The organism is Ruegeria sp. BC7 (assembly GCF_056539165.1).
Genome location: NZ_JBQFUL010000001.1, coordinates 740,581 through 753,390, shown reverse-complemented (window position 1 = coordinate 753,390; position 12,810 = coordinate 740,581). Strand labels below are relative to the sequence as shown.

Genomic DNA, 12,810 nt, shown 5'->3' with positions numbered 1-12,810 from the left:
ATCTTTGACCAGATTTCCTTGCCGAGGTAAGCGTATCCGCGGTGTTGGGCAAGCCCCGCCTTGCCGCGAATGATACAAACAGGCATAAATTCCGCACCGAAAAACACGAGCAGCATCAATGCCACTTCACACCTCGCGCTCGCACCCCCGTGTGTTCCTGTTTCTTCAGGGACCTCACGGACCGTTCTTCAACGCCTTGGGGCGCACATTGCGGGCGTCAGGCGCTGAAGTCTGGCGCGTTGGCTTTAATGCAGGCGACGCCGCGTTTTGGTCTCACCGGGGCAGCTATATCCCCTATCTCGACCCGCTTGAGGATTGGCCCAAACGGTTTGCCGACCTTGTCCACGAACTTAGAGTAACCGACATCGTTTTGTATGGGGACACGCGCCCGGTCCACGCCCGCGCCGTCGAGATTGCCAGCGAACTAAACATCACTGTCCACGTTTTCGAGGAAGGGTATCTGCGCCCATGGTGGGTGACCTACGAGCGTTCGGGCTCGAACGGCAACTCGCGTCTGATGAAACTGGAAGTCGCGCAGATGGAGCAGGCCTTGGATCGGTCCGAAATACCCAAGCCACCGCCGCCATCACATTGGGGCGACATGCGGCAGCATATCTTCTACGGCGCGCTTTATCACTGGTTCGTTCTGTTTCTCAATCGGCGCTATCGAAACTTCAAACGCCACCGAGAGCTGCCGGTGGCAAAGGAATTCAGGTTATATTTCAAACGCCTGATGCTTATGCCGTTTCACAGGTTGCAGCGTCGGTGGGCTACCATGCAGGCACGGAAAAGCGGATTGCCGTATCATCTGGTGCTTTTGCAGTTGGGTCACGATAGTTCGGTACAGTTTCACTCGAACTACTCATGCATGTCCGAGTTTCTGGAACAGGCGATCAAGGGTTTTGCCGAAGGTGCCCCTTCGCATCATCGACTGGTCATAAAAGAACATCCGCTGGAAAACCACCGTGAGCCTCTGAAACGAAAATCCCGCCAGATTGCCAAGGAATACGGGGTGGCGGACCGGGTGCATTTTGTCCCCGGCGGAAAACTGGCCAAGCTATTGGACGAAGCCAATTCAGCGGTCACGATAAATTCCACCGCTGGTCAGCAGGTCTTGTGGCGCGGTATCCCTTTGCGCACCTTTGGAAGATCGGTCTACGACAAACCGGAATTTGTTTCCCGGCAACCCATCGCCGAATTCTTTACCAATCCGACTCCGCCTGCTCATGAAGCCTATCAGGTGTATCGGGATTTTCTGTTGAAGACCTGCCAAATTCCGGGCGGGTTTTATTCCAGACATGGCCGCAGGCAACTGCTGCGCCGTGTGGCTGACATGATGCTAAGCCATCAAGACCCGTTTTGCTCGGTTCTGCCCACGAAAGAGACTCAGACGCCACAGTTGAGAATAGTGGAGGGAATCGAACAGGTTGATACTGGAAGTCGTCGCGGGAAAGAGATAGCCTAGCGCAAACAAAAGAAGACTGAGGATATTCGGCAGTGCAGAGCTTTCCAATCCAATGGATACGGGGGGTTTCCCTCGTGGCCGCGCTTGGCCTTCTGGCCGCGTGCCAACTTCCAAAGTCTGGCCCCAACAAGAACGAAATTCTGGCTGGCTCCGTCGAAAATGGCGGAAATGCATTCGTCGTAGAAGTCGACGACCGCGTCGCACAGGCGACCTCTGCAATTCCGCAGTTTGGCTTCCCTCCCTCCCTTCAAAGCGCGCAGAGTTTGGCCGCAGACACGGTTCGTCCCGGCGATGTGCTGGGACTTACCGTTTGGGAAAACGTCGATGATGGCCTTTTGGCCGGGGAAACGGGGTCCGCGACTGCACTGAATGAAGTTCAGGTCGACAGCGATGGGTTCATCTTTGTCCCCTACGCTGGTCGCGTTCGTGCCGCAGGGAACACGCCGGAACAACTGCGCATGCTGATCACGGAACAGCTTCGTGACCAGACGCCCGATCCACAGGTTGAGGTGCGACGCATTGCTGGCGATGGATCAACCGTTTCACTGACTGGCACCATCGGTGCACCCGGAATTTATCCGATTGAACGACCTACCCGCACGCTGGCTGGAATGCTGTCTCAGGCGGGTGGTGTTTCCGTTGGCTCTGACATTGCGCTGGTAACACTCATTCGTGGCAACGAACGTGGAACGGTGTGGTACGAAGACCTGTTCAGCAATCCCCGTCTGGACGTTGCCCTGCGGGGTGGTGACCGAATTCTGGTTGAGGCCGACGCGAGATCCTACATTGCTCTGGGCGCGACCGGAGGGCAATCGCGTGTCGCGTTCGACAGTCAGGATCTGTCCGCACTTGAGGCGCTTGCTCAGGTTGGCGGCTTGCTGTCCCTGTCGTCTGATCCAACCGGTATTTTCGTCCTGAGAAAAGAGCGGCAAGACATCGCGCGCTCGGTCATGGGGCGCGCGAACCTGCAAGGCGATCAGCGCATGATCTACCTGTTGAACCTGACGGCCCCGAATGGCTTGTTCATAGCCCGGGACTTTGTGATCCGCGATGACGACACAATCTATGTGACCGAGGCTCCGTACGCACAATGGAGCAAGTCTATTTCCCTGATCGCGGGCGGACTGACACCTTTCGCTAACGTTGCCACGCTTACGGGCGGGTGATGTATTCCGACACAGCTGCCGGGTCCGAACGCCGCCGATTGTTCGTCTACAATGGTGGTTTTCTGACCCAGCGACGTGTCCGACGCATTTTGGGACTCGCCGGGTATGATATTCGCGTGGGCCTACCCAAAGACGGCGATATGGTCGGGGTTTGGGGCAACAGCCCGACGGCACATCGTGGGCTGAGTATCGCGGAAAAGTACGATGCTCCGATGCTCCGAGTTGAGGATGCCTTCCTGCGCTCACTGCACCCCGGACGCGGCGGAGAGGCACCTCTTGGTCTTCTGCTCGATCGAAACGGGGTACATTTCGACGCAACGAACACGTCGGGGCTCGAAACACTTCTGAACACGCACCCTCTGGACGACACGGCCCTGTTGAATCGGGCCCGTGGCGGGATAGAGCGACTGAAAGAGCTGCACCTCAGCAAGTATTCAGCATTTGACACGACCGTTCAGCCCCCAAACCCCGGATATGTTCTGGTTGTGGATCAAGCCTCTGATGACGCATCCGTATTGGCCAGCAACGGTGACCACGCCCGGTTTCGTGAGATGCTGGTCATGGCGCAAGAAGAAAACCCCGGCGCGCGCATTTTGATCAAAACCCACCCTGAAACCATCGAAGGGCATCGCGCAGGATACTATTCGGACCACGATCAATCCGACCGCGTCTCGATACTGAGTGAGCCTATCAGCCCCTGGACCTTGCTGGAGGGAGCGGTCGGCGTTTACACCCTATCGTCCCAATTCGGTTTCGAGGCGATCCTTGCGGGGCACAAACCGCGCGTTTTCGGGCAGCCTTTCTATGCTGGCTGGGGATTGACGCAAGACGAGGCTTACCTTCCCCACCGACAGCGCACCCTGACCCGAGCGCAGTTGTTTGCGGCGGCGATGATCCTCTATCCAACATGGTACGACCCCTTTCGGGATCAGTTATGCGAAATGGAAACCGTTCTCGACACACTTGAGGCGCAAACTCGCGCGTGGCGGCAGGATCGCAAGGGTTGGACGGCTTCTGGCATGCGCCTGTGGAAACGCAGGCATTTGCAGAAAATGTTTGGACGCGAAAAGAAAGTTCTGTTCACGTCGGATATCCCTGCGCCCTCCGACCGACCGCATATGGTCTGGGCCAATCGCTCCAGAGACGCCGGGGACGTGGTGCGGGTCGAAGATGGTTTTCTTCGCTCGCGAGGGCTGGGTGCGCGTCTCGTGCCGCCGCTGTCATTGGCGACCGACACCCTGGGTATTTACTACGACCCCACCCGCCCAAGCCAGCTTGAGGAAATGATTGCACGCCGCGAAACATTGCGACCGGATCAAGAGCTTCGCGTCGAAAGGTTGATTTCGCGCATCGTTTCGGCCCAAGTCAGCAAATACAATACCGGAGGATCTGGCCCAACGATCCCGGAAGGGCACCGGATTTTGGTACCCGGACAGGTTGAAGACGACGCATCGATCCAGTTGGGAACAAGCAATATACGCACCAACCTTGATCTTTTACGCGCTGTTCGCGAGGCGAACCCAGACGCTGTACTCGTCTACAAGCCACACCCGGATGTCGAAGCGCGCCTGCGCACGGGCGAAATAGATACCGACGGCCTTGCCGACGTCGTGGCGGTCGACACGAACCCTGCTGCGCTGCTTTCACAAGTGCATGAGGTCTGGACAATGACCTCGCTGCTGGGGTTCGAGGCGCTGTTGCGCGGCGTCAGCGTAACAACCCTTGGTGGGCCATTCTACGCTGGCTGGGGGCTGACACGTGACCTCGGAACGGTCCCTGCACGGCGTGGCGCGCGCCCTTCTCTATCGGGTCTGACGCACGCCGCTCTTATTGACTATCCGCGCTATATGGACCCCATCACAGGGCAAGCATGCCCCGTCGAAGTTGCCGTGCAACGACTGGCAGAGGGCTACGGATCAGCCGGCAGCCACCCCCTGCGCCTCTTGTCAAAGTTACAGGGCGTGTTTGCCACACATGCACATCTTTGGCGACGTTAACGCAGTGACCGCGCCCAACGGTGCAGCACATCCGGCCCGATTGCGCGTGTCTCGATCAACTCGAACCGTGGGGCGGTTTCCAACGTTTCAAGCCCAAGCGAACCGATAGCGGATAGACCTTCCGCGCCGATGGTCAGACCAGCAGTGTACCCAACCAGTTCGTCCACCAAGTCCTCAGCCAGCAACGACGACGCCAATGCCGCACCGCCTTCACAGTACACTCGTGTCAGACCCGCCTGCCCCAACTGCTGCAACAGGTCAAAAGCGTCAATCTGGTGATCCTTCAAAGCACAGGGAATCAAAGTCGCGCCCACCCCCTCCCATGCCCGGGCACGCTCGGCATCCGGCGAAGGACCGTGGCAAAGCCACAACGGGATTTTCGCAGCAGTTCTCGCAAGTTGACCGATCAACGGGAAGTCCAGATGACGCGAGACAACAACCCTGACGGGCTGCGCCTCAATTCCAAGGTCCCGGACGGTCAAAGATGGATCGTCCGCGCGCGCAGTCCCGGCACCAACCATCACCGCATCGTGTCGCGCGCGCATGGCGTGAACGTCGCGCCTTGCCTTGGGGCCAGTTATCCATTGGCTGTGACCGGTGGCAGTTGCGATCCGTCCGTCAAAACTGCTGGCCAGTTTAAGCGTGACAAAGGGGCGACCCTGCTCGGTCTTCAAAAAGAAACCTGCGTGATCACGGGCAGCTTTATCCGCAAGAACGCCGGTTGTGACCTCAATCCCTGCGTCACGCAGCAATGCAAAGCCCTGTCCTGCCACGCGCGGATCACTGTCTTCGATCGCGGAAACGACGCGTGACACCCCGGCGGCAATCAACGCTTCTGCACAGGGAGGAGTCTTGCCGTGATGCGCACACGGTTCAAGCGACACATAGGCCGTTGCCCCGCGCGCAGCTTCTCCGGCTTGGGCCAGAGCCTCTGTCTCACCATGGGGGCGGCCTCCGGGCTGAGTCCAGCCGCGACCGACAATCCGACCGTCACGCACAATCACACACCCGACTGCCGGGTTGGGCCAACACGTCCCCTGCCCGCGCTGACCTAAAGACAAAGCCAGCGCCATATATCGCTTATCTGTTTCGCTCACTCGTCCGAAGAAGGTTGCGGCGGTCGCAATTCGTGGACAAATTCCTCGAAATCATCGGCCGCCTGGAAATTCTTGTACACGCTTGCAAAGCGAACATAAGCCACGGTGTCGATCCGCGCCAGAGCTTCCATGACGATCTCGCCAATCTTGCTAGAGGGGATGTCGGTCTCACCCATGCTTTCCAGCCGACGTACAATGCCGGAAATCATCTGGTCGATCCGGTCCGGGTCAATGGGGCGCTTTTGCATCGAGATGCGAATGGACCGCTCAAGTTTATCCCGGTCGAAGTCTTCACGTTTTCCGTTGGTTTTGATCACCACCAGATCGCGCAACTGCACACGTTCGTAGGTTGTGAAACGTCCACCACAAGCCGGGCAAAAACGACGCCTGCGGATCGCAACGTGATCTTCTGCCGGACGTGAATCTTTCACCTGAGTGTCGATATTTCCGCAAAACGGGCAGCGCATCCGCCGTCTCCTCGTCCCTATTCCGCCTCTTTTTGTAAGTACTATGGCTTACTTACCCACAACTATAGGGCAGCCGCTAGGGTTTGGGTAGTCGGAAATTTTCACCGCAACATAAAGGGTTCAAGAGAAATGCGCCGCCACTCTGCGGTCGTGCGACATCACGCGGTGTTCAAACAGGTAAATTCCCTGCCAAGTCCCAAGCAAGGGTTTCCCGGCCGACACCGGAATGCTTAGGGAAACAGGCAGCAAGGCTGCCTTGATATGCGCTGGCATATCGTCTGGTCCTTCATAAGTGTGACGCAGGTAAGCCATTGACGGGTGATCAGACGGTGGCACCAACCTTTCAAAAAATGCCTGTAAATCCGTCTGAACCTCTGGGTCCGCATTTTCCTGAATGGCAAGGGAACAGGATGTGTGTTTTACAAACAGTGTCAGCAACCCGTCGCCAGCGACCGAAGCCAGCCAGTTGCGCACGTCGGAAGTGAACTCGTACAACCCTGGACCACGCGTCGAAATAGAAAACTCGGTCAGCATCTGGTGGTTCACTTTGCGTCAATTCAGGAAGGGACGCACGTTGCAACGCCCATTTGCACCCTGCACGGACATGCTGTCACCGGGGTTGAAACCCGATGAAATAAAGCTGCCCTGCTGGGCAACACCACCCTCGGGCGGCAGTGTCGAGAATTGAACCGACGTCCGCCGTCCTGTCGCCTCACTTGGGCCATAGCCACGCACAACGTAAATTCGATCCTGCCAGCCTGCACCCAGCGTCCTGCGCGCAAAATCGGCAGCCGCACACCAATATCCATCCACATCCCGGCGCGACCGAGGGATCACCTCGAAAACTGTGCTGTTCAGGGCGACTGTCTGAAACCCATTCCGGGCAGCAACCGCCGAAATCGGCGAACTCAGCAAGATCGCGGCGGATACCGCCAAAATCACAACCTTTTTCATATCAATACTCTTTCCTGTTTCGAGGTGAATTTTGAAATAGTATACTTCTTTGACGGGCAAAGCAGGTTCACAATCAATTCAGACGCCCCCAGTATCGCGTGAACACGCGCTGGAACAGGGTAAACAGAACCCAAGGCTCGCAGAACAGGGCACACGGCGATGCAAAGCGACACTTTATCAAGGTTTGAATGTGCCGGGGAGCCTCAGGTCGTCTGCGCGACAGTTTAGCTGGGCTCTGACCTCATCCCCAAAAGGTACCAACCCGACAACGCGCTGAAAATAGATTGTTCCTGAATGCAGGTCTTGCCGAATTCTGCCAACCTTTTACGATTACAAGTCAGACGACTTGGAACTAAGCCATGATATCTGGGCGTTTGCTCGGGTGATAATTTACTCTGATTGCGTAAAAATAGTTATGGACGTTGATATTACTCGCATCCACCTCTTGACCAGAATGCTTGAAGAACAAGCAAACGATCCGGCCATTGTTGATCAGGTTCTGGAAAAAAGCGGCCTCGATCGCAAAGACATCTCGCCGTCGGCCTCAACCTACAGCGCACACAAAGAGGCGCTGTTCGTGCGCTTCGCCTGCGATGCGCTGGCGGATACCACTTTCGCGGCCCGGGCCGGGATGCAATACAAGTCCTCGTCCAGCCTGACAGCGTATATCAGCAAGTACTCGCGCGACTTGAAGCAGGTATTGGAAAACACGTCGCGCTTTCACGGGATCATAGACCCGGCAGTGATATTCAGCCTTCGTGTCGCCGGTAACTTTGCAGCGATCGAAGCGGAATGGAAAGATGCCAGCTATGCCCGCTATCACAGGCGTACCGAGTTCTTGCTTTTCGCTGGTCTCGCACGGCTACGCGATCTGACCCAAACGGACTTCTTCCCTATTGAAATGCGCTTCCAGCATGAGGTTGGTCAAAATCAAAGCAAATACCAAAGGTTGGCCGGTTTCCCGGTTCTTTTCGGTGCCGAAAGACTGGAAATCGTTCTCGCGCTGTCCTCACTGGACCTTCCGGTCCCAACCTACGATCCAAAGCTGCGTGAGCACCTGTTGGAGTACGGAGACCGCGTGATCGCCGAGAAGCGGCAGCCTAAACAAAAGCTGCGCGCTCAGGTCGAAGGGCTTATAACGCGCTCTTTGCCCGGTGCGATCATTCAATCCGAGGACGCAGCTGCCAACTTGGGACTAAGTTCGCGCACTTTCGCGCGGCGGCTAAAGGACGAAGGAACCAGCTACCGCGAAATCGTTGAAGACCTGAGATGTGATCTGGCCCAGACGTTTATCACCAACGGCATGCCCCTGGCAGAGATCGCCTTTTCACTGGGCTACGCAGACCAACCGGCATTTTCCACAGCGTTCAAACGGTGGACCGGTCAAGCCCCCAGCGCGTTCCGAAGCAGATTGGACGTGCCTGCCAAAGCCTGAGACCGGGGGTCATTGGCGCGAACGCCTCGCCCCGGCCCGTCCCATGAGTGGACAAGCGCGATATAGATCCGCCGCCGCCCTGTGACTTGCGAGTTCTCGCCAAATTGAGTTTTGAACAAGACATCGTGTTGGCGATGGATGCCCAAAGAAAAAGGCGCCTTGCTCGGCGCCTTTTTTGATCACTGATCCAGGAAGGATCGCAGCTTGCGCGATCGGCTGGGATGTTTCAGTTTCCGCAGCGCTTTCGCCTCGATTTGGCGAATACGCTCGCGGGTCACGCTAAACTGCTGGCCCACTTCTTCCAGCGTATGGTCGGTGTTCATGCCAATGCCGAACCGCATCCGCAGCACCCGCTCCTCACGCGGGGTCAGCGAGGCCAGAACCCGTGTGGTCGTTTCCTTGAGGTTTTCCTGAATGGCGCTGTCCAACGGCAGCACGGCATTCTTGTCCTCGATGAAGTCGCCAAGCTGGCTGTCTTCCTCGTCACCAATCGGCGTCTCGAGGCTGATCGGTTCCTTGGCGATCTTCATCACCTTACGGACCTTCTCAAGCGGCATTTGCAGCTTTTCGGCCAGTTCCTCGGGCGTCGGCTCGCGGCCGATCTCGTGCAACATCTGACGACCGGTCCGAACCAACTTGTTGATCGTCTCGATCATATGGACCGGAATACGGATGGTCCGCGCCTGATCCGCGATACTCCGCGTGATCGCCTGACGTATCCACCAGGTCGCATAGGTCGAGAATTTGTACCCGCGGCGGTATTCAAACTTGTCCACCGCCTTCATGAGGCCGATGTTACCTTCCTGAATAAGATCAAGGAATTGCAGGCCGCGGTTCGTGTACTTTTTAGCGATCGAGATCACCAAGCGCAGGTTGGCTTCGACCATTTCCTTCTTGGCCTGCCGCGCCTCTTTCTCGCCCTTCTGAACCTGCTGCACGATGCGACGGAATTCGGGGATGTCCAGACCGACATACTGACCGACCTGAGCCATATCGTTGCGCAACTCCTCGACCTTGGCAGTCGAGCGTTCGATGAACATCTGCCAACCACGGCCCGGCTTTTCAGCCATTTCGGCCAGCCAGTTCGGGTCCAGCTCGCGGCCGCGATACGCTTCGATGAACTCGCGGCGGTTGATCCGTGCCTGATCAGCCAGTTTCACCATCGCGCTGTCCAGCGACATGACGCGGCGGTTGATGCCATATAGCTGGTCGATCAGAGCTTCGATCCGGTTGTTATGCAAGTGAAGGCCGTTCACCAGCTCCACGATCTCGGCGCGGAGCTTCTGATAGGTTTCTTCGTCCTTTTCGCTGAACGAGCCGTCTTCGTTCAGGGTGGCAGAAATCCGGCTGTCCTGCATTTCCGACAGCATCGAGAAGTCGGTCGAGATACGCTCCAGCGTGGTCAGAACCTGATCTTTCAGCGCAGCTTCCATCGCGGCCAGCGACATGTTGGCCTGATCGTCGTCGTCATCATCGTCGTCGTTGTTCAGCGGGTTGCCGTCAGCATCCAGCTCGGGGCCGGTATCTTTGGCAGGCTTCGCCGCCTGCACGTTCGAGGTATCGACAACCGGTTCCTCGACATCGCCGTCTTCGTCAATCTGGTTGCCGAAGGTGGCCTCCAGATCAATGACGTCGCGCAGCAGAATGTCTTCGGACAGCAATTCGTCATGCCAGATGGTGATCGCCTGGAAGGTCAGCGGGCTTTCACACAGGCCGGCGATCATCGTGTTCCGACCGGCTTCGATCCGCTTGGCGATGGCGATCTCACCCTCGCGGCTCAGCAGTTCGACCGAGCCCATCTCGCGCAGGTACATGCGAACCGGGTCGTCGGTGCGGTCCAGCTTTTCGGTTGCCGCCCCCGAAAGAGCAACTTCGCGGTTGCTTTCCGTCGTGGTCAGCTCGGTCGAGCCTTTGTTTTCTTCTTCTTCGGCTTCTTCATCTTCGATGATGTTGATGCCCATCTCGGACAGCATCGACATCACGTCCTCGATCTGTTCCGAGCTGACCTGATCAGGCGGTAGCACCTGATTGAGCTGGTCGTAGGTGATGTAGCCTTTCTCGCGGGCCTCGGCGATCATCTTCTTGACCTGAGCTTGGCTCATGTCCAGCGAGATCTCCTGTTCCTGCTCGTCGGATTTGCGGTCTTCGTTCGTATCCTTGGCGGCCATTCAATGCTCCTGCAGGGATGGGTGATTCGTTTCAGCCGAATCATTAGCGCGTAGAAGTGATTCGGCTACCCGTTTACCTGTTTTTCTTTTCCAGTGCCTTACGAAAACACCACTTTACCGGCGTTTTCGCTCGAAATTGATTCCGGACATGATTGCTTTGAAGGCGTCTTTCTCATCTCGATTGATTCGCGCGCCATTGTCGGCCACGTCGAAAATCGCCCTGTCTTCATTCTGACTGCGGCTTGTGCGATTGCGCTCTTCGGCGGCCTGAGCCAGCCGATATGTCAGCGCCTCATCCGGCAGTTCAGACAGTTCCTCCTCGGCTTCGGCAATCTCTGCGTCCAACCCCCTGAGAGCTTTGATTTTTGCGAGTTCCTCGGCCAGCGTCATCTCGGCCTTTTCAACGTCGCCCGGTTTGAACACACAGGGGATCACTGCGACATGGCGAAGGCGCAGCAGGTTTTCAAGGGCGTCCGGCCCCAAAGTTTCGGCAATGTGGTCTTTCAGGTTGTCGGGATCATCAATCGCATGACGCAGGATCGCGTCGCGCAAGGCGGCATGATCGAGGTCACGACACTCCATCTCTTCCAATTGATGTTCAAACTGCACAACGACCTGAGGGTTCAGCGCGGCGATCGCCAAGATCGCTCCTTCGCGCAGTTGGATTTCCGCGTTCTCTGACGATGCAAGGAACGAGGCGCGCGCGCCCGGCGTTGCTGCCGGTTTTGGCTGCCACTTGCCGCGCGGCTGCCATTGGCGGTTCTGCGATTGGCGTTGCGGGCGGAATAGCTGCCAGCGCAAATCTTTGATTTCTTGTCCGTAATGCGAGCGGATCGACGGGTCGCGGATCAGCTTGATCTTGTCGCGCAGCACCTTGTCCAACGCAGCCTTACGTTCCGGGCTATCGAACACTTTGCCCTCGGTCTCGCGCTGCCACAGCAGTTTGACCATGGGGATCGCGCCCTCCAACACCGCCTGCACAGCCCCCGGCCCTTCGGCACGCAGCAGGTCGTCGGGGTCTTTGCCCTCGGGCATCAGGGCAAAGCGCAGGGATTTTCCGGCCTCCAGCAACGGCAAGGCCAAATCAACCGCCCGCATCGCGGCGCGCAGACCGGCCGTGTCGCCATCCAGCGCGATGATCGGTTCATCGGAAATACGCCAGAGCAGTTGCAACTGATGCTCTGTAATCGCCGTCCCCAAGGGCGCGACGGATGCGCCGAACCCGGCCTCGGCCAGTGCGATCACATCCATATACCCTTCGGCCACGATCAAAGGCTGCCCCTTCCCCGCCGCTTGCCGTGCGGGGCCGTGGTTGTAGAGGTTGCGCCCCTTGTCGAACAGCTCAGTCTCGGGCGAGTTCAGATATTTGGCGTTGTCATTGGGGTCCATCGCCCGACCGCCAAAGGCAATACAGCGACCACGTGGATCGCGGATCGGGAACATGATCCGATTGCGGAACGTGTCGTAAGGCTTTTTACCTTTATTCGACGGTTTCGCCAGACCCGCCCCAAGGATCAAGTCTTCTGCGACGTTCTTGCCCGTCAGATGATCCCACAGCGCCTGCCATCCATCTGGGGCAAAGCCGATCTCCCACCGTTCCAGCGCCTGAGCATCCAATCCCCTACCGGTCAGGTAATCTCGCGCGGCACCCCCTGCCCCGGTTTTGAGTTGCAGCCGGAAGAACTGCACCGCCTGTTCCATCACTTCGGCCAGTTGCGCGCGGCGGTCCTGTTTTTCCTGCGCCTTGGGGTCGCGCTGCGGCATCGGCATCCCGGCCTCGCGCGCCAGAATCTCGACTGCTTCGATGAATGAGACATTCTCGGTCTCTTTCACAAAGCTGATCGCATCGCCCTTCGCGTGACAGCCGAAGCAGTAATAGAACCCCTTTCGATCATCCACATGGAACGAGGCTGTCTTTTCATGATGAAACGGGCACGGCGCCCACATGTCACCCTTGCCCTGATTTGACTTGCGCTGATCCCACATGACCTTGCGGCCAACGACCTGAGACAGGCTGAGGCGCGTGCGCAGTTCATCGAGAAATCCGGGGGGCAAAGACAT

10 protein-coding genes are annotated in these 12,810 nt (G+C 57.6%); 4 read left to right on the top strand and 6 right to left on the bottom strand.

What is annotated here, in order from left to right:
* Positions 1 to 118 precede the first annotated feature (118 nt).
* The 3 genes from ACR0KS_RS03475 to ACR0KS_RS03465 are packed head-to-tail and all read left to right on the top strand — an operon-like array spanning position 119 to position 4,628.
* Complete coding sequence (locus ACR0KS_RS03475; RefSeq protein WP_170562696.1) at positions 119 to 1,465, top strand: capsular biosynthesis protein; 1,347 nt, start codon at positions 119 to 121, stop codon at positions 1,463 to 1,465.
* Positions 1,466 to 1,497: 32 nt separating this feature from the next.
* Positions 1,498 to 2,631: a polysaccharide biosynthesis/export family protein gene (locus ACR0KS_RS03470; RefSeq protein WP_170482848.1), complete on the top strand. Its 1,134-nt coding sequence runs from the start codon at positions 1,498 to 1,500 to the stop codon at positions 2,629 to 2,631.
* Complete coding sequence (locus ACR0KS_RS03465; protein ID WP_170562693.1) at positions 2,631 to 4,628, top strand: capsular polysaccharide biosynthesis protein; 1,998 nt, start codon at positions 2,631 to 2,633, stop codon at positions 4,626 to 4,628. The genes ACR0KS_RS03470 and ACR0KS_RS03465 overlap by 1 nt, the downstream gene beginning before the upstream one ends.
* On the opposite strand, the gene ribD is transcribed toward ACR0KS_RS03465, so the two are convergent.
* The 4 genes from ribD to ACR0KS_RS03445 all read right to left on the bottom strand — a co-directional run bounded on the left by ribD (position 4,625) and on the right by ACR0KS_RS03445 (position 7,146).
* Positions 4,625 to 5,725, bottom strand: coding sequence for a bifunctional diaminohydroxyphosphoribosylaminopyrimidine deaminase/5-amino-6-(5-phosphoribosylamino)uracil reductase RibD (gene ribD / locus ACR0KS_RS03460; protein WP_170562690.1), 1,101 nt, complete (start codon positions 5,723 to 5,725; stop codon positions 4,625 to 4,627). The two genes, ACR0KS_RS03465 and ribD, sit on opposite strands and share 4 nt — an antisense overlap.
* Complete coding sequence (gene nrdR, locus ACR0KS_RS03455; RefSeq protein WP_170383592.1) at positions 5,722 to 6,192, bottom strand: transcriptional regulator NrdR; 471 nt, start codon at positions 6,190 to 6,192, stop codon at positions 5,722 to 5,724. The genes ribD and nrdR overlap by 4 nt, the downstream gene beginning before the upstream one ends.
* 120 nt (positions 6,193 to 6,312) lie before the next feature.
* Complete coding sequence (locus ACR0KS_RS03450; RefSeq protein WP_170563383.1) at positions 6,313 to 6,726, bottom strand: secondary thiamine-phosphate synthase enzyme YjbQ; 414 nt, start codon at positions 6,724 to 6,726, stop codon at positions 6,313 to 6,315.
* Positions 6,727 to 6,744: 18 nt separating this feature from the next.
* Entirely contained in the window at positions 6,745 to 7,146 is a 402-nt protein-coding gene (locus ACR0KS_RS03445) for a hypothetical protein (RefSeq protein ID WP_170562687.1), read from the bottom strand.
* 454 nt (positions 7,147 to 7,600) lie between these two features.
* Here ACR0KS_RS03445 and ACR0KS_RS03440 point away from each other — a divergent pair, with 454 nt between their 5' ends.
* On the top strand, positions 7,601 to 8,581 hold the full coding sequence (locus ACR0KS_RS03440; protein ID WP_480693138.1) for a helix-turn-helix domain-containing protein: 981 nt from the start codon (positions 7,601 to 7,603) through the stop codon (positions 8,579 to 8,581).
* Positions 8,582 to 8,760: 179 nt separating this feature from the next.
* Here the strand turns inward: ACR0KS_RS03440 and rpoD are convergent, their stop codons facing one another.
* Positions 8,761 to 10,749, bottom strand: coding sequence for an RNA polymerase sigma factor RpoD (gene rpoD, locus ACR0KS_RS03435; RefSeq protein WP_170562681.1), 1,989 nt, complete (start codon positions 10,747 to 10,749; stop codon positions 8,761 to 8,763).
* A gap of 114 nt (positions 10,750 to 10,863) precedes the next feature.
* The gene (gene dnaG / locus ACR0KS_RS03430; protein ID WP_170562678.1) at positions 10,864 to 12,810 is read right to left on the bottom strand and encodes a DNA primase; all 1,947 of its coding nucleotides are present in this window, start codon (positions 12,808 to 12,810) and stop codon (positions 10,864 to 10,866) included.